We start from the raw sequence: 17700 nt of genomic DNA on the forward strand, positions 1-17700 counted from the left end.
AGGGAGAAAACCGAACAGTTCCTTCCCCCCTTTGGGCAGAGAGGGAGAAAACCAAACAGTTCCCTCGCCCCTTTGGGGAGAGGGTTAGGGTGAGGGGAGAACCCCGCACCGAATTAAAGGAACCAAAACACTATGCAGAACATTATTAACGCCTGGTTCACTCAGGGCATGATCAAAGCCACCAGCGATGCCTGGCTGAAAGGCTGGGACGAACGCAACGGCGGCAACCTGACGCTGCGTCTGGACGCGGCTGATATTGCCCCGTACGAAGCCGATTTCCACGCCGAACCGCGCTATATCGCGCTCAGTCAGCCAATGCCGTTACTGGCGAACACCGCGTTTATCGTCACCGGTTCCGGTAAATTCTTCCGTAACGTCCAGCTCGACCCGGCCGCTAACCTCGGCGTGGTCAAAGTGGACAGCGACGGCGCAGGCTACCACATCCTGTGGGGGCTGACGAACGACGCGGTGCCAACCTCTGAGCTGCCGGCGCACTTCCTGTCACACTGTGAACGCATCAAAGCTACCAACGGCAAAGATCGTGTCATCATGCATTGCCATGCCACGAACCTGATCGCGCTGACCTATGTACTGGAAAACACGACCGATCTTATTACCCGCAAGCTGTGGGAAGGCAGTACCGAGTGTCTGGTGGTCTTCCCGGATGGCGTCGGCATTCTGCCATGGATGGTGCCGGGTACCGATGAAATCGGCCAGGCCACCGCGAAAGAGATGAGCAAGCATTCGCTGGTGCTGTGGCCATTCCACGGCGTCTTTGGCAGTGGCCCGACACTGGACGAAGCGTTTGGTCTGATCGACACCGCCGAGAAGTCGGCAGAAGTACTGGTGAAAGTCTATTCGATGGGCGGTATGAAGCAGACCATCACCCGTGAAGAACTGATTGCCCTGGGTAAACGCTTTGGCGTCACTCCGCTGGCAAGTGCATTAGAGCTGTACCAGTAAGAACGTCCTATAACCCCTTCGGGCAACGATCCGAAGGGGAAACTCTGTTACCTGCAAACAATCTATTCCCTATGGATTTCGCAGTGCAGGAAGGCGGCGTCGCAGCGAATCCCCAGGAGCTTACAAGAGTAAGTGACTGGGGTTCGTGAGAACGCCAACGCACCTGCAATGTGAAAGACGACGGGAATCTAACTCAGTGGAGTAAAAGCAATGAAAATTAAAGCAAGCTTGATCCTCACCGTTGCCGCCCTGGCGTTGTCCGGTTCCGCATTAGCAGAAGTCAAAATCGCTCTCGTGGCGAAATCATTGGGAAATGGTTTTTTTGAAGCAGCAAACACAGGCGCGCAGGAAGCCGCCAAAGAGTTAGGCGATGTAAAAGTCATCTATACCGGCCCAACCACCACCACCGCAGAAGCACAGATCGAAGTGCTTAACGGCCTGATCGCTCAGGGCGTGGACGCGATCGCGATTTCCGCCAACGATCCCGATGCCGTGGTGCCGGTACTGAAAAAAGCCATGCAGCGTGGCATCAAAGTGGTCTCCTGGGATTCCGGCGTGGCGAAAGCGGGTCGTCAGATCCACCTGAACCCGTCCAATAACGCCCTGATTGGTGAAACCAACGTCAAGCTGGCCGTTGATGCGTTAAAAGCGCTGAATGTGGAGAAAGGGGATGTGGCTATTCTGAGCGCCACCCCGACCTCTACCAACCAGAATATCTGGATTGAAGAGATGAAAAAGGTGCTGCCGAAGTACCCGTCCGTCAATCTGGTGACCGTTGCCTATGGCGACGATCTGTCTGATAAGAGCTACCGCGAAGCGGTGGGTCTGCTGAAATCGTACCCGGATCTGAAAGTGATTGTCTCCCCGTCATCGGTGGGCATCGTGGCCGCCGCGCAGGCGGTGAAAGACCAGGGCAAAATCGGCAAAGTGTACGTAACGGGTCTGGGCCTGCCGTCTGAAATGGCGGGTGCAGTCAAATCCGGGGCAACGAAAAGCTTCGCTATCTGGAACCCGATCGATCTGGGCTATGCCGCTACTTATCTGGCAGACGATCTGGTGAAAGGGACAGCGACGAAAACCGAGGCCAATATGGGCAAGCTCGGCAAAGTGAAGCTGGATGCTGACGGCAACGGCGCAATGGCAGAGCCGTTCGTCTACGACGCCAGCAACATTGATAAGTTCTCGAAAATTTTCTAATCCCAATACCCTCACCCCGGCCCTCTCCCTGAAAGGGAGAGGGGGTGTTTGTCCCCTCGCCCCTTTGGGGAGAGGGTTAGGGTGAGGGGGAATTTTATGGAGAACATCATGACGGCATCCACACCCCTGCTGTCGCTCAAAGGCATCACCAAGGTTTTCCCTGGTGTGCGTGCCCTTGAGAACGTACAGCTCGACCTCTGGCCCGGCAAAGTCACCGCGCTTATCGGTGAAAATGGCGCGGGCAAGTCCACGCTGGTCAAAGTCATGACCGGTATTTACCAGCCTGAAGAGGGCGAAATTCTCTACAAAGCTATTCCCATCCAGCTTCCGACCCCGGAATCAGCGCATAAGGTGGGGATTACCGCCATACACCAGGAAACCGTGCTGTTCGACGAACTGTCCGTCACGGAGAATATTTTCGTTGGTCAGTACATCTATAAAGGCCTGCTGAAAAAGCTCGACTGGCCTGCCATGCACCAGAAAGCGCGGGATATTCTGACCCGCCTGGAAGTGCAGATTGATCCACGCGCCACGCTCAAGACGCTGAGTATCGCCCAGCGCCATATGGTGGCGATTGCCCGTGCGCTGTCGTTTGAAGCACAGGTGGTCATCCTCGACGAACCGACCGCCGCCCTCTCACAGCACGAGATTCTGGAGTTTTATCAAATCGTTGAGCGTTTAAAACAAGAGGGTAAAGCCATTCTGTTTATCTCGCACAAGTTTGATGAAATCTTCGAACTGGCGGATCACTACACCATTCTGCGCGACGGCGTATGGATCGGCTCCGGCGCCATGCAGGAGATCACCGAAGAACGGATGGTGGCGATGATGGTAGGGCGTTCCATTACCCAGACCTACCCGAAAGTGGCCTGCGAGATGGGCGAAACGGTGCTGGAAGTCAAAGACCTATGCCACCCGACCGAATTTGCCCATATTGATTTCTCTTTGCGTAAAGGGGAGATCCTCGGCTTCTACGGTCTGGTGGGCGCCGGTCGTACCGAACTGATGCAGGCGCTTTCCGGCGTCTCGCGCCCGTCTTCGGGCGAGATAGTCCTTAACGGCAAAGCGGTCCATTTCAAGCAGCCCGCCGATGCCATTCAGGCCGGGATTGTCTGTGTGCCGGAAGAGCGGCAAAAGCAGGGGGCGATTATTGAATTGCCTATCGCCCAGAACATCAGCCTGCCGCAGCTTAGCAAACTCAACCCCAATGGCGTGCTCAACGACGCCAAAGAGTGGGCGCTGGCGGACGAATACGCCAAACGACTGCAGGTGAAAGCCTTTAGCTGGAAACAGGCGGTCGAAACCCTCTCTGGCGGTAACCAACAGAAGGTGGTGATCGGCAAATGGCTCGCCACCCACCCGGACGTGATTATCCTCGACGAACCGACCAAAGGCATCGATATCGGCTCGAAAGCAGCGGTACACCAGTTTATGTCCGAACTGGTCTCCCACGGGCTGGCGGTGATTATGGTCTCCTCGGAACTGCCGGAAGTGATGGGCATGGCTGACCGGATCATCGTGATGCACGAAGGGCTCATGGTCGCTGAATATCAGGCCGGCGAAGCCACGGCGGAAACCATCGTCAGCGCTGCCAGCGGCGCCGGTAAGGAGGCAGCATAATGTGGCAACAACTCCTGAAACACCGCGAGGCCCTGCTGGGCGGGGTTATCGTGCTGATGGTGCTCGCCATCGGCAGCCGCGTGCCGTCATTTATCGGCCCCGGCAACCTGGTGGAGATGTTTAACGACACCTCTATTCTTATCATCCTCGCGCTTGGGCAGATGATGGTTCTGCTGACCAAAGGCATTGATTTGTCGATGGCAGCCAACCTCGCGCTGACCGGGATGATCGTCGCGCTGCTCAACTTCCACCATCCGGATATTCCGGTCTGGGCGCTGCTAATTCTGGCCACCGCGCTCGGTCTGGTGATGGGCATCATCAACGGCCTGCTGGTCTGGAAGATGGGGATTCCGGCGATTGTGGTGACGCTCGGCACGATGAGCATCTATCGCGGCATCATCTTTTTGCTCTCCGACGGCGGCTGGATTAACTCCCACCAGATGAGCGCCGATTTCCTCGGTCTGCCACGCTCGTCGCTGCTCGGGTTGCCGTTGCTGAGCTGGTGCGCCATCGCCGCGCTGTTTGTGGTGGGTTACTTCCTGCGCTACAGCCGGACAGGGCGCGCACTCTACACCGCAGGCGGCAACGCCACGGCGGCGTATTACACCGGGATCAACGCCGGGAAAATGCAGTTCGTCAGTTTCTGCCTGTCCGGCGCGCTGGCGGGGTTCTGTGGTTATTTGTGGATTTCCCGCTTCGCCGTGGCGTATGTCGATGTGGCTAACGGTTTTGAACTGCAGGTCGTGGCAGCCTGTGTGATTGGCGGCATCAGCACCATGGGCGGCACAGGCCGCGTGCTGGGATGTTTGTTGGGCGCGCTGTTCCTTGGCGTTATCAACAATGCGCTACCGGTCATCGGTATTTCCCCCTTCTGGCAGATGGCGATTTCCGGTTCGGTGATTGTCATTGCGGTTCTGCTCAATGAACGTGGCAACAAGCGTAAAGGGCGTTTAATCCTGCGCGATGCGGCCCTGGCCCGACAAAAACTGGCGGTGAAATCATGACAAAAATGCTGACTTCCGACGCCATGAAAAGCGTTCCCGCCGCCACCCCGTTCTGGCAGCGTCTGATGTGCTGGGAAGGCTTTTTGCTGGCGGTGACCCTCGCGGTGTTTATCGCTAACGCCCTGGCGTCACCCTATTTCCTTAATATCTGGAACTTGTCCGACGCGACCTTCAACTTCACGGAAAAAGCGATCATCGTGTTGCCAATGGCGATGCTGATTATTGCCCGTGAGATTGACCTGTCGGTGGCCTCCACCATGGCGCTCAGCTCAACGGTAATGGGCTTTTGCGCCGCCGCAGGTATGGATACCGCACTGCTGGTCTGCGTGGGGCTGGGCGTGGGGTTGCTGTGCGGCTTGTTCAATGGCTTCCTGGTGACGCGTTTTAACCTCTCCTCCATCGTTATCACCATCGGCACCATGAGTCTGTACCGCGGCATCACTTACATCCTGCTCGGCGATCAGGCGCTCAATGCGTATCCGGAGAGCTTCGCCTGGTTCGGCCAGGGCTATGTCTTCGGCGCGCTGTCCTTCGAGTTTGCGCTGTTTATTGTGCTTGCCGCAGTCTTCGCCTTTGTCTTGCACCGCACCAACTTTGGTCGCCGCACTTACGCCATCGGCAATAACCCAACCGGCGCGTGGTATTCCGGTATCAATGTGAAACGCCACAACCTGATTCTGTTCGCGCTGGTGGGCCTGATGGCAGGTCTGGCGTCTGTGCTGCTCACTTCGCGTTTGGGCAGTACCCGCCCGACGATTGCCATGGGCTGGGAACTGGCGGTAGTAACGATGGCGGTGCTGGGCGGCGTCAATATTCTTGGTGGTTCCGGCAGCATGGTGGGCGTGGTGATTGCCGCCTTCCTGATGGGGCTGGTGACCTTTGGTCTGAGCCTGCTCAATGTACCGGGGATTGTGATGTCGATTATCGTCGGCGCGATGCTGATCGTGGTGATTTCACTGCCGATTATTTACCGCCGGATTATGCAGCGCAGGCGCATTTAATTTGCCCCTCACCCCTGCCCTCTCCCCAAAGGGGAGAGGGTGAAAACCGCGCTGAGCCGTTGTTTGGCTCCCGTGCACTGGGCCGCACCGGACAGTCCTCTCGCCCCTTTGGGGAGAGGGTGAAAACCGCGCTGAGCCGTTGTTTAGCTCCCGTGCACTGGGCCGCACCGGACAGTCCCCTCGTCCCTTTGGGGAGAGAGTGAAAACCGCGCTGAGCCGTTGTTTGGCTCCCGTGCACTGGGCCGTACCGGACAGTCCTCTCGCCCCTTTAGGGAGAGGGTGAAACCGCGCTGAGCCGTTGTTTGGCTCCCGTGCACTGGGCCGCACCGGACAGTCCTCTCGCCCCTTTAGAGAGAGGGTGATAACCGCGCGGAGCCGTTGTTTGGCTCCCGTGCACGGGGCCGTACCGGACAGTCCCCTCGCCCCTTTGGAGAGAGGGTGATAACCGCGCGGAGCCGTTGTTTGGCTCCCGTGCACTGGGCCGCACCGGACAGTCCCCTCGCCCCTTTGCGGAGAGGGTGAAACCGCGCTGAGCCGTTGTTTGGCTCCCGTGTACTGGACCGCACCGGGCAGTCCCCTCGCCCCTTTGGGGAGAGGGTTAGGGTGAGGGGAACAGGATTTACCAAAATCAATGTTAAGGAGAATATGATGAGCTTTATGTTAGCCCTTCCCAAAATCAGCCTGCATGGCGCGGGCGCAATCGGCGATATGGTCAACCTGGTCGCAGGCAAACAGTGGGGTAAAGCGCTGATTGTCACCGACGGTCAACTGGTCAAACTCGGCCTGCTCGATAGCCTGTTTGCGGCGCTGAAAGCGCACCAGATGGCGTATCACCTGTTCGATGAGGTTTTCCCGAACCCGACCGAAGAGTTGGTGCAAAAAGGCTATGCGGCGTACAAAGCCGCGGGCTGCGATTACGTTATCGCCTTCGGCGGCGGTAGCCCGATCGACACCGCGAAAGCCGTGAAAATCCTCACCGCCAACCCAGGCCCGTCCACCGCCTATTCCGGCGTGGGCAAAGTGAAAAACGCGGGCGTCCCCCTGGTTGCCATCAACACCACCGCCGGAACCGCCGCTGAGATGACCAGCAACGCGGTTATCATCGACTCCGCCCGCCAGGTGAAAGAGGTCATCATCGACCCGAATATCATCCCGGATATTGCCGTGGACGATGCCAGCGTGATGCTGGAAATCCCGGCCTCTGTCACTGCCGCAACCGGTATGGACGCCCTGACCCACGCGGTTGAAGCCTTTGTCTCCATTGGCGCCCATCCACTGACCGACGCCAATGCGCTGGAAGCCATTCGCCTGATCAACCTGTGGCTACCGAAAGCCGTCGATGATGGCCACAACCTGGAAGCACGCGAACAAATGGCCTTTGGCCAGTACCTGGCGGGGATGGCATTTAACAGTGCCGGTCTTGGCCTGGTGCATGCCCTCGCCCACCAGCCGGGTGCAACTCACAACCTGCCGCACGGCGTCTGTAACGCCATCCTGCTGCCGATCATCGAAAACTTTAACCGCCCGAATGCCGTGGCACGTTTCGCGCGCGTCGCGCAGGCGATGGGGGTTGATACCCGTGGCATGAGCGACGAAGCGGCGAGCATGGCGGCTATTCAGGCGATTCGCGATCTCAGCGCGCGCGTGGGTATTCCGTCTGGTTTCAGTAAACTGGGCGTCACCAAAGAGGATATCGAAGGCTGGCTGGACAAAGCGCTGGCAGACCCCTGCGCGCCGTGCAACCCACGCACCGCAAGCCGCGACGAAGTCCGCGAGCTCTACCTGGAGGCATTATGATCCGCAAGGCCTTTGTGATGCAGGTTAACCCCGATGCACACGAAGAGTATGAACGTCGCCATAGCCCTATCTGGCCCGAGCTGGAGGCGGTGCTGAAAGCGCATGGCGCGCACCATTACGCGATTTATCTCGATAAAGAACGTAACCTATTGTTCGCGACGCTAGAAATTGAGTCCGAAGAGCGCTGGAACGCGGTGGCCAACACCGAGGTGTGCCAGCGCTGGTGGAAGCACATGCGCGATGTGATGCCCTCCAACCCGGACAACAGCCCGGTGAGCGCAGAGCTGAAAGAGGTGTTTTACCTGGCGTAAAACGTGATAGCTCCCCGCAGGGGGAGCTATTATGCGAAACCGTCGTTTTGTAGGCCGCCGGCAAACGCGTTCAGGAAGGGTCAAGCGAATAAAAAAAGCCCGGCGGCTGTCCGTCGGGCTTCTTATTTTTACGGTATCAACTGTGATTAACGAATCGGTTTACGCACAAAGAAGCCGTAGAAACAGGCGCCCATAAACAACAGACAACCGCCAAGAATAAAGACATTGGTGAACTGACCGGTCACATCCAGAATGATACCGGTGACGATCGGTGCCAGCGCGGCTCCGAGGAAACCACCAAAGTTCTGGATAGCCCCTAACGAAGCCACCTGCCCTTTCGGCGCCATATCCGTCGCCAGCGTCCAGATAACACCGGAAGGCATCTGTGAACAGAAATAGCCCAGCGTCAGCAATGTAATCGCGGTTGTGGTATCGCTCACGAACGGAATCGGCATCACGAAGCAGGCCGCCATCCCAGCCCCTAATACGATCGGAACCTTACGCGCCGTCACCGCAGAAACGCCTCTGCGCACCAGACGGTCAGACAGCGTACCGCCACATAACACCCCGAGAATCCCGGCGAAGAAAGGTACCGAGGCGATCAGGCCAGTTTGTTTCAGGCTAAAGCCAAGGGATTTTTCCAGGTATCCCGGCAACCAGGTCAGGTAGACCCAAATGGTGAACATAATGCAGAAGTTACCGGCAATCATGCACCAGGTCGTCTTGTTGCGAAATAACGTACCCCAGTTCCCTTTTGGTTCGTCCGATGCGGCGTTAGTCACCTGGCCGGTGTGGATCTGCATCGCTTCACGCGCATCAGGATCGCGATAAAATTTCAGCCAGGCCAGAATCAACGGCAGACCTAACAGCCCTACGGCAATAAACATGCCTCGCCAGCCCACCCACAGCAGCAGTATGGTCAGCAGCGGCGGTGCAATCGCATTCGCAATTTGCGAACCGGTGTTGATGATAGAGGTAGGCAGCCCACGCTCTTTTTCCGAGAACCAGCTCTGGGTAATTTTAATGCCGGAGGTGAAGAACGGTGATTCCGCAATTCCCAGCAGCATACGCAGGCCATAGAAGAAGCTGTAAGTATTAACAAACCCCATCAGGAAGGTCACTGCCGACCACATCCCCAGCGCGCCGGTAAACATCTTTTTCGGACCAAAGCGGTCAACCAGCCAACCGGCAGGCAGGTTCGCCAGCGCGTATGGCCACAAAAACGCAGAGAGCAGCAGTCCCATTTGGGTCGCAGAAAAACCAAACTCTTGTGAAATCGTCGTGTTGGCGATACTGAGGTTGGCGCGATCCAGATAGTTCACCACCGCCGCCAGCAACAGAATAAAGATGATGCCCCAGCGGCGACGCGAAAGTTCAGGTGCCTTAACAACGGATTCAGCGGGAGATTGCACAGTACTCATACCGTTTCCTCCAGAAGTTCACGGTGAATTTTGATAACCGCTTTACGCAGATGGCATGGCGCATCGCCAGGCTGGTGGGCGCACGGGCGGTGGATGTCATCAGGGAAAAAAATGGCAAACATACCCGGGGTCAGCGTCACCGGGTTTTCATCCTCATTAACCTGCCAGAACAGAATGTCCTGTTCAGGCGTACGGTCTTCCACGACGCTATGTTTACCGCTACTTACCGAGCTCACCCCCATCACTTCATGGCCGGAAATGAGGTACTGAATATCGATAAACTGGCGGTGTGATTCCGGACGCGCATCGCTGAATGGCACGCTGTCCATCTCCTGCAACAGGCAGAAAAGTTTTCCCGGAATAATGTCGATTTTCCCCGGCTTCTCATGCCGAAAATCGTGCCGCGCGATAAATTCCAGCGCCCGGCGAAAGACCGGATGATACGCACTGGCCTGGGCAGGCCAGGTCTGAAGGCTGGTCACAATCATGACAGTCTCTCCGCATTAGCGCGCAAGGCGCGTCTGCCAAAGCTCAGTGCCTGCACGGATTTGATCGAGGATCACCGTCAGCCCCCAGAATTTCGCCAGCACATCATCTTTGTTTACCCGGCAGGTCACATCGTCAAACGTCCCCAGACGCTGGTGATAGATTTTGGCGTTTTTGGGGTAGCCAAGGGTCTCGGTTACGGCGCCCAGCGAGAGGAAAATCGCCAGTTCGTCGGCAAGTTCGCGCTGCGTTTTGCCGTTATGCCACAACCAGCTATACAGCTCTGGATGGAAGTTAGTGAACACACCGCTGAACCCCTGCGAACCCGCCAGAATGGCAGGCCAGGCGATGGCGGCATTGGCATTGATAACATTCAGCGGGGTGCCCTGCGCCAGTTTGACGCGGCGTTCGACAGTCGGCAGATCGCAGCTCACATCTTTCAGCACCACAAAACGACCACTGTTGGCGCACCAGCTAAATTCATCATCCGTCAGCAGACGACGATACGGCGCCGGGCATTCATAAAGCCCCAGCGGCAGTTCTTTTGGCAGGATGTCGAGCAGCGTATTCAGAGTGGCAAAAAAGGTCTCGCTCCCCTCGTTGCGCGGATCAAGATGGTTAGTGACCAGTACCAGCGCATCAATGTTGGTCTGCGCCATCGCCAGCAACTCTTCTTTTTGCGCGGCGATATCATCGCTGATATGGCCGGAGGCGATCACCGGAATACGTCCATCAACGTGCTGCACCACAAAGCGGGCGAGCTCTACACGCTCTTGCAAGGAAAGGAACTGCATTTCGCTGGACTGGCAAACGGCAAACAGCGCGTCGACGCCTTTCTCCAGATACCAGTCGATCAGTTTCGCCAGCGCCGGGTAGTCAATCTGCTCATCGGCCGTGAAAGGGGTCAACATGACCGGAACAATACCGTTAATGGTTTTCATTTTCTCGTCCTGAATTAGTTGTGAGTACGGAGTCGTGTTGTTGCCTGTTCGAAGTCAGGCATATTGGATGCGCCCTCCAGCTCAACGGCGAGAGAGGCAAATGCAGAGGCCCAGGTCGCGGCCTGAACCAGACTGTTTCCGGCGGCAAGTGACGCTGCCAGCGCGCCATTAAACGCATCGCCGGCACCGGTGGTATCGACGGTAACGGCAGGGAAAGCGCGAATATGGCTAAATTGTTTGTTATCCAGTAACAATGCGCCGCGTGATCCCATCGTAATGAGGACTTTTTTCACCCCCATTCCGGCAATAATTAATGCCGCTTCTTTTGCGGTATCGATATCGCGAACCTCAACGCCGGATAATAAAGACGCCTCGGTTTCATTAGGAGTAATGACATCAACAAACGGCAAGCATGAAATTATCTCATCAGAGCACGGCGCCGGATTAAGAATGACTGTCTTACCAAGCTCATGGGCAATTTGAATTAATGCCACAGTAGCATCAAGGTTATTTTCCAGTTGCACCAACAGTACATCCGATGAAGATAATTCAGAAGAAATAGCCTGAACTTCACTGTGCGTAATGGTTTTATTGGCACCCGAATAAATGGCAATCATATTCTCGCCATTTTCCTGCGAGACATAAATAATTGCATTACCGGTAGGCTCACTGTCGGATTGATACAAGGTATAAGAGTGAATTTCGGACGCATTTAAATGGTCGGCAGCAAGTTGGCTAAACTGGTCTTTACCCACTTTCGCCGCAAAATGCACTTTTGCCCCGGCCTTACTTGCCGCCGTGGCCTGATTGGCGCCTTTACCGCCCGGCCCCAGGCTGCTGGCCAGGGCCAGCAAGGACTCGCCACCGCGTGGGAAGCGCTCCACTCGCGCAACAATATCGACATTAAATGAACCGAAAACACAGACCTTACCCTGCATGGTTTTTCCTTTTTGTTGATGATCGTTCTGCGGTTTACGGTGGTCTATTTGCTGGAGTAAAACTTCAAATCCCGGCCCTGTCTCGGAGATCAATTCTGCCTGCAAACTTCGCCGCAAAATAATTGCCCCGCCGTGGCACCGTTTCACCAGCCCCATTTCCGCTAAAATATTTAAATCACTGCGTATCGTTTCTTTAGACACGCCATAAAGCGTGGAAAAATAATTAACATTCCCACGTTCATTTTCATTCAAATATTGCCAGATACGATGTCTTCGTTCTTCAAGAAACATAATAAACCCCGAAATCACAATAGAAGTATACGAACCGCATACCGTTTGAAGAGTGACATCAATCTCATGTTTCCAGGCAAAACGGAACCAAACAAAAATGGCAGGATAAAAAGCGGAAAGCTGTATTTGCAGGCGTTATTCGTACTATTAATGAGGGTGAATTAGAGAGAAGCAGGCGATAAATGACCTGCGTGTCAGCAAAACACGCAGGGATAACTTAATTCTGTTCCGCCACCAGAATAGCCTGGGTATCCGGCTCCAGCGCCTTAAAAATATGTGGCAGATCCGCCGGGTAACAGATGTAGTCACCTTCACTTAATTCTTCTGGCGCTTCCGTCAGCCCCACCATCGCCCGGCCACGGGTCACGATAATGTGCTCAACTGAACCGGGCGGATGCGGCTGCGAAATACGGTCAGCACCGGGTTGAGTATCAAGAAAATAGATATCGCGTCGCGCCCCCGGCGGGCAGGTTGCAAGCAGTGTCGCCTGGTAATGCGCCAGTTCGGCGACCACTTTCGTCCCCTCGCCACGGCGAATGACCTGTGTTTTGGCGGCCTGCGGCTCCAGAAGACGGGCAAAGGGGATATCCAGCGCCACGCACAGAGACCACAGGGTCTCAATACTCGGGTTGCCGTTGCCGGCCTCAAGCTGGGAAAGTGTGGATTTGGCAATTCCGGCACGGCGGGCAATTTCCGCCAGTGAAAGCCCGGTTCGCAGACGTTCTCGCACCAGACTTTTGGCGATCACGCTAATAGGCTGTGTCATTACACGGCTCCAGTGTTCTATAAAATGAACGAATCGTTCTTCTTGAAAAACGAACCCGATGTGTTCATTATAATGAATATTCGTTCGATATAGCCAAAAAATTGTATGTTCAAACACAACTTCTCAAATCTTACAGGCGATACGATCAGAGCCATCTTGCTGGTCTGTCTGGCGGTTGGCGTGGTCGGCATCTCCTACGGTTCACTGGCGATGGCCTACGGTTTTCCACTGTGGGTTCCCCTTGCCCTTTCCACGCTGGTTTTAGCTGGCGCCTCCGAATTCATGTTTATCGGCATTGTCGCCAGCGGCGGCAATCCACTGGCGGCGGCGCTTGCCGGGTTGCTGGTGAATGCCCGCCATCTTCCCTTTGGCGTCACGGTGCGCGACCTGGTGGGCACGCGGGCGAAGGCTTTCTTCGGCTGTCACATTATGAATGATGAAAGTGTCGTGTTTGGCCTGGCACAACCGACGCCGGAACAGCGTAAAGCCGCCTACTGGCTGTGTGGGACGGGTGTTGCCCTGCTTTGGCCGCTTGGCGTTATTGTTGGCGCAGGGGTTGGAAAACTGCTACCCGCCCCGGAAACCATCGGGCTGGATGCGGTTTTCCCGGCTATTCTGCTGGCGCTGGTGCTGCCCGCACTGAAAAAGAAAACCACACTGATTCGCGCTGCCAGCGGAGCCGTTCTCTCCCTTGCCGCCGTGCCTTTTGCCCCCGTGGGCTTGCCGGTGCTGTTTTCTTTATTTGGCCTGCTGACGAGGAAGAAATAATGGCGAATACCACGCTGGTCATTATCGGTATTGCAGTACTGTCGGTGGGTACTTACCTGATGCGTTTTGGCGGCGCCCGGCTTGGCAATAAACTGGCGCTGTCAGAACGCGCCCAGGCACTGTTATCCGATGCGGCGACCACGTTACTGTTCGCCGTGGCGCTGGCGGCAACGCTATATGAAGGCGAACATTTCGCCGGTATGGCCCGCGTGCTGGGAGTGATGTTTGCCCTGTTTCTCGCCTGGCGCAAAATGCCGCTTATCGTGGTGATACTCTCTGCCGCCGTGGTCACCGCGCTGTTGCGCCTGGCAGGAGTGGCATAAAAGCGCCCGCAGGCGCTATACCGTATTGATTCAGGCCCGCAAATGCTCGCCCATCCAGGCAAACAGGCGGGTGTACCCCTCTTCACTTCCCTGTTCAAAGCGAAACACCGGGCCGAGCGCCATCGGTTCGGCTTTGGCGGCCAGTACCGCCAGCTCCGGCAGGTACTCTTCGCCAGGATGACCAACCCGACGCTCGCCAAGACGCTGTGCATAACGCGCGACGGCCACGTCAGGGGCGACCGCGTTCCAGACTTCGAGGATCCGTGTCACCCCGGCCTTCTCCAGATACTCAACCAGCTTCTCCTTCGGCTGAAAACCAAACCAGGCGTCGACAAGAAACGGGCAGCCTGCTGGCGCATTACGAATAATTGACCAGATGACGTCATAGGCCGCGCAGCCCAGCTTGCGGTTAAACGCCCGGTCTATTTCACTAAACTGCGCCATAAATGGCTCTTTGATGCCATCGATGGTCAGAACCGGCAGCGAAAACCGTTCCGACAACTGACGTGTTACCGTGGTTTTGCCCGATGCCGGTACACCGTTGACCAGTACGACCGTTTTTATTTGCGTAGTCATAGCAGCGCTACCACCTCCTCCCTTGTCCGTGCCGCCCGGAGCGCCGCCATCGTGTCATCACTGTCCAGCAGATGCACAATGGCGCGAATACCTTCTTCGATGTGCGCATTGCTGTCGTGCGCCCCGAACATAATAACAATATCCGCCGCTTCACTTTCGCCAAAGCGAATCGGTTCCTGCAACAATACCAGGCTAAAGCAGTCACGCTTTACCCCGCATTCCGGGCGTGCATGCGGCATGGCGATGCCCTCATCAAAGACATAGTACGCGCCATGCTCCAGCGTGCTGTCGATCACTGCCTCGCCGTAGCGGGCCTCCAGATAGCCCCCGTCAATCAGCGGGCGGGCGGCAAGCCGAATCACCTGCCGCCAGTCTTTTTCCGTTACGCCAACCTGAATCGCATCCGCTTCGATAAGAAGATCTTTAATCGTCATCTGTTCTCCCTAAATATTACGCCGAATAATATTGCGCAACTCGTCGATACGAATAAAGAGAGAATCCACTTCATGGCGATATTGTTTACTTTTAACAAAGACATTTAATGCCCGGTTATATAGCAGCATTAATTGTTTTTGGACATCGCTATTTCGCGGATCCTCCGCCAGATTACCTTCGAGTGATTTTATATCGACAGCCAGCAATTGTGCCTGCTTGTCATATTCTTCCAGCGTCGTATCATCTTTTTTCCACAACGACTTCAATGATTCAAACATGGCTCACTCCCGCCCCGACGTGTGCCGGAGCACCAGGGTTATGGAATAAAATTAACGTGGTAATGGAGGATTATTTAAATAAATTCATTTTCTCGACCAGCACCTGGGTGACGGCGTCGTTTGCCGGAATCAAAAACTTCCGCACGCTGTCATTCACCTTTCCTTTCTCAAAGGTTGATTTGCACTGGCCAACCCACTGCACATTCATCTCCGTGCCGACATTCACTTTATTGATCCCTTCGGTTACGGCTTTGCGCATATCCTCGTCGCTCACACCGGTCCCGCCATGCAGCACCAGCGGCGTCCCTGTGGCGGCGCTTATCTCCTGCAAACGCTGATGCTGGATCTGCGCCTTACCGGTATATAGCCCATGTACCGTGCCGACCGAAACCGCCAGCATGTCCACGTGGGTTTCCTCGACAAAACGCTTCGCGTCTTCCACGGTGGTGAAGCAGATATCCTCTTCGGCAACGGCTTTACCGTCTTCCGAACCGCCAATTGCGCCTAATTCGGCTTCGACCGAAATATCACGTGGTCGCGCCATCTCCACCACAATACGGGTCCTGGCAATATTCTCATCAATATCCAGATGCGAACCGTCATACATTATTGAACTGAATCCGGCATCAATCGCCGTTTGAATCGCGTTAATATCCGAACAGTGATCCAAGTGCAAACAGGTAGGCACATTTTCACTTGCTGATAATGAGCACACAGAATCAACCAGTAATTGATATCCCAGATATTGCGCCGTTCCGGTTGATATCTGAATCATTAACGGGCTGTTCGTTTGCTTTGCCGCTTTAAAAAAAGCAGGCAGCATTTCCAGACAGTGTAAATTAAAGGAACCGACAGCTTTAAATTGACGTGCTTTGGCAATTTCTAACAACGCAGTGAAATTATGCAGACTCATGGACTTTCTCCCCTTTTGGTTTAGCTGAGTTGCCATTAACGAACCAGGCAAGGAACGCGACAAAGACAATAAACAGACCGACAAACAGCCAGTTATTCTGGAAGGCATGCCCCAGCACCAGACCAGAACTGATGACATCAGAGTCACTGAACGTCACCCCGGTGAAACCGTAACTTTCCAGCATTGGCACCAGGATGGCGGGCAGGAAGGTAATAAACAAACCATGGACAACGCCGCCGATAACCGCGCCACGACGGCCACCCAGTGCGTTACCAAAGACGCCCGCCGTGCCGCCCGCAAAGAAGTTGGTCAGCAGTCCTGGCAGAATCATCGCCAGACCAAACATCGGAAAGACCAACATGCCAATAATCGAACCGACGGTGGTGGCCAGGAAGCCGACAATGACCGCGTTCGGGGCGTAGGGAAACAACACCGGGCAATCGAGCGCCGGTTTGGCGTCCGGGACGATGCGCATGGCGATACCACGGAAAGCGGGCACCAGTTCGTTCAACAGCAGACGAACACCGCTGTAAAGAACGAATACCCCGGCCACAAACTGGATGGATTGCATGAAGGCGTACATCAGGAAGTTCACGCCATGGGAGAACTGAGAGATGTATTCCGGCCCCGCAGCCACGGCCGGGATCAGGTACATTGGTACCATCACCACCGCCATGGCCAGATAGGTATCCTGCAGGAATTTAAAGTTATCCGGCAGTTGCAGATCTTCCGTTGAGCGGGAGCCTTTACCGACCACTTTCGCCACTGCTGCCTGCACCAGGTAGCCGATGGTACAGAAGTGTCCCAGCGCCACATCATCAGAACCGGTAATGCGTCTGACCACCGGTTGTGCCAGCGCAGGCATCAGTACCGCCATCGCGCCGCCAAAAATACCGCCCGTGAGGATCAGCGGCAGCCCGGTCAGACCGGCTTTATAGCCAATAACCGCCCCGATAGTTGCCATCCATAGCAATGCTTGTCCGGTGAGGAAGATGTATTTCAGCGGTGTCAGGCGGGCAATGATGATATTAACTGCGAAAATGACCATCAGCGTCAGCGCCACTTCTGAACCCAGTTCGCGGTTCGCCAGCCCGGCGATGGCCGCCACATCGGTGATGTAGCCTTTCATCCCGAAACCGTGGGTGAAAATATCATTCAGGAAGGTCAATGTGGCGACGATGATATTGATACCGGCCATCATGATTAAGAAACCGAGCAGCGTTTTAAATGTCCCCTCGGCAATTTTTCCCGGTGATTTCTTTTGTAAGATCAAACCAAGCATGGCGATAAAGGCAATTAATATTGACGCCTGCCCGAGTAGATCTTTGACGATAAACTCAATGAAGCTATTCATGGTCAGTTACCTTCATGTTATGCATTTTTAAGAATGCGATAATCTTCTGCTCGATTTCCTCTTTATCGGTCAATTTATTAAGCACAACGACACGGCTGATTTCTTCTTCACTGGCATCCGCCGTTAAAATGTCGGCAAAGACTTTTTGCGTCAAAATCATATCGGACTTAAATGCACCAGCTTCAGAAACGGTTGTGTGTTCAACTTTTGCCGGAATTTCTAATTTTTTCAGCACTGCTTTTGCGCTCATTTCGATCGCAAAGCTGGAGCCGAGGCCGCAGCCACATACGCAAAGAACTTTAAGCATGTAAATCTCC

Annotated in this window: 20 protein-coding genes; 9 read left to right on the top strand and 11 right to left on the bottom strand. The window is 55.2% G+C overall.

The genetic code is table 11. The features are described from left to right. The first annotated feature begins 132 nt into the window (after positions 1-132). The 7 genes from rhaD to rhaM all read left to right on the top strand — a co-directional run bounded on the left by rhaD (position 133) and on the right by rhaM (position 7893). Positions 133-963, top strand: coding sequence for a rhamnulose-1-phosphate aldolase (gene rhaD, locus C5523_RS26675; protein ID WP_039077326.1), 831 nt, complete (start codon positions 133-135; stop codon positions 961-963). A gap of 210 nt (positions 964-1173) precedes the next feature. Then, positions 1174-2160: a rhamnose ABC transporter substrate-binding protein gene (gene rhaS / locus C5523_RS26680; RefSeq protein ID WP_071194790.1), complete on the top strand. Its 987-nt coding sequence runs from the start codon at positions 1174-1176 to the stop codon at positions 2158-2160. Positions 2161-2268: 108 nt separating this feature from the next. Beyond that, entirely contained in the window at positions 2269-3780 is a 1512-nt protein-coding gene (locus C5523_RS26685) for a sugar ABC transporter ATP-binding protein (RefSeq protein WP_039077385.1), read from the top strand. After that, positions 3780-4784 (top strand): ABC transporter permease, encoded by a 1005-nt coding sequence (locus C5523_RS26690; RefSeq protein ID WP_039077328.1) that lies wholly within the window; start codon positions 3780-3782, stop codon positions 4782-4784. The genes C5523_RS26685 and C5523_RS26690 overlap by 1 nt, the downstream gene beginning before the upstream one ends. Further along, positions 4781-5785 (top strand): ABC transporter permease, encoded by a 1005-nt coding sequence (locus C5523_RS26695; RefSeq protein WP_107223608.1) that lies wholly within the window; start codon positions 4781-4783, stop codon positions 5783-5785. Before C5523_RS26690 ends, C5523_RS26695 begins: the two co-directional genes overlap by 4 nt. Before the next feature lie 648 nt (positions 5786-6433). Continuing rightward, positions 6434-7582, top strand: coding sequence for a lactaldehyde reductase (gene fucO / locus C5523_RS26700; RefSeq protein ID WP_039077330.1), 1149 nt, complete (start codon positions 6434-6436; stop codon positions 7580-7582). After that, positions 7579-7893 (top strand): L-rhamnose mutarotase, encoded by a 315-nt coding sequence (gene rhaM, locus C5523_RS26705; RefSeq protein ID WP_108702245.1) that lies wholly within the window; start codon positions 7579-7581, stop codon positions 7891-7893. Before fucO ends, rhaM begins: the two co-directional genes overlap by 4 nt. Before the next feature lie 146 nt (positions 7894-8039). Here rhaM and C5523_RS26710 read toward each other — a convergent pair whose 3' ends face one another. From C5523_RS26710 to C5523_RS26730, 5 genes are all read right to left on the bottom strand, one after another. Beyond that, the gene (locus C5523_RS26710) at positions 8040-9314 is read right to left on the bottom strand and encodes an MFS transporter (protein WP_108702246.1); all 1275 of its coding nucleotides are present in this window, start codon (positions 9312-9314) and stop codon (positions 8040-8042) included. Next, the gene (locus C5523_RS26715) at positions 9311-9802 is read right to left on the bottom strand and encodes a YhcH/YjgK/YiaL family protein (protein WP_039077333.1); all 492 of its coding nucleotides are present in this window, start codon (positions 9800-9802) and stop codon (positions 9311-9313) included. The genes C5523_RS26710 and C5523_RS26715 overlap by 4 nt, the downstream gene beginning before the upstream one ends. A 15-nt stretch (positions 9803-9817) precedes the next feature. Further along, positions 9818-10741, bottom strand: coding sequence for a dihydrodipicolinate synthase family protein (locus C5523_RS26720; RefSeq protein ID WP_108702247.1), 924 nt, complete (start codon positions 10739-10741; stop codon positions 9818-9820). Positions 10742-10755: 14 nt separating this feature from the next. Then, the gene (locus C5523_RS26725) at positions 10756-11970 is read right to left on the bottom strand and encodes a PfkB family carbohydrate kinase (RefSeq protein ID WP_107223610.1); all 1215 of its coding nucleotides are present in this window, start codon (positions 11968-11970) and stop codon (positions 10756-10758) included. Positions 11971-12187: 217 nt separating this feature from the next. After that, complete coding sequence (locus C5523_RS26730; RefSeq protein ID WP_039077336.1) at positions 12188-12736, bottom strand: helix-turn-helix domain-containing protein; 549 nt, start codon at positions 12734-12736, stop codon at positions 12188-12190. 105 nt (positions 12737-12841) lie between these two features. On the opposite strand from C5523_RS26730, the gene C5523_RS26735 reads away from it, so the two are divergent. Both C5523_RS26735 and C5523_RS26740 read left to right on the top strand, forming a co-directional pair. After that, positions 12842-13504, top strand: a complete 663-nt coding sequence (locus C5523_RS26735) for an AzlC family ABC transporter permease (RefSeq protein WP_107223611.1) — start codon at positions 12842-12844, stop codon at positions 13502-13504. After that, a complete protein-coding gene (locus tag C5523_RS26740) occupies positions 13504-13827 on the top strand; it encodes an AzlD domain-containing protein (RefSeq protein ID WP_039077338.1) in 324 nt (107 codons plus the stop codon). The genes C5523_RS26735 and C5523_RS26740 overlap by 1 nt, the downstream gene beginning before the upstream one ends. Before the next feature lie 30 nt (positions 13828-13857). Here C5523_RS26740 and C5523_RS26745 read toward each other — a convergent pair whose 3' ends face one another. The 6 genes from C5523_RS26745 to C5523_RS26770 form a co-directional block, all read right to left on the bottom strand. Next, complete coding sequence (locus tag C5523_RS26745) at positions 13858-14403, bottom strand: AAA family ATPase (RefSeq protein WP_071194784.1); 546 nt, start codon at positions 14401-14403, stop codon at positions 13858-13860. Then, a complete protein-coding gene (locus C5523_RS26750; protein ID WP_108702248.1) occupies positions 14400-14837 on the bottom strand; it encodes a PTS sugar transporter subunit IIA in 438 nt (145 codons plus the stop codon). Before C5523_RS26750 ends, C5523_RS26745 begins: the two co-directional genes overlap by 4 nt. Before the next feature lie 9 nt (positions 14838-14846). Further along, on the bottom strand, positions 14847-15116 hold the full coding sequence (locus C5523_RS26755; protein ID WP_039077348.1) for a hypothetical protein: 270 nt from the start codon (positions 15114-15116) through the stop codon (positions 14847-14849). A 70-nt stretch (positions 15117-15186) separates the two neighbouring features. Then, a complete protein-coding gene (locus C5523_RS26760; protein ID WP_108702249.1) occupies positions 15187-16029 on the bottom strand; it encodes a class II fructose-bisphosphate aldolase in 843 nt (280 codons plus the stop codon). Beyond that, positions 16016-17383, bottom strand: a complete 1368-nt coding sequence (locus tag C5523_RS26765; RefSeq protein ID WP_071194781.1) for a PTS sugar transporter subunit IIC — start codon at positions 17381-17383, stop codon at positions 16016-16018. The genes C5523_RS26760 and C5523_RS26765 overlap by 14 nt, the downstream gene beginning before the upstream one ends. Further along, a complete protein-coding gene (locus tag C5523_RS26770) occupies positions 17376-17690 on the bottom strand; it encodes a PTS sugar transporter subunit IIB (RefSeq protein ID WP_071194780.1) in 315 nt (104 codons plus the stop codon). The genes C5523_RS26765 and C5523_RS26770 overlap by 8 nt, the downstream gene beginning before the upstream one ends. Positions 17691-17700 lie beyond the last annotated feature (10 nt).

It is taken from the genome of Phytobacter sp. SCO41, assembly GCF_003073275.1.
Lineage (GTDB): Bacteria > Pseudomonadota > Gammaproteobacteria > Enterobacterales > Enterobacteriaceae > Phytobacter > Phytobacter diazotrophicus.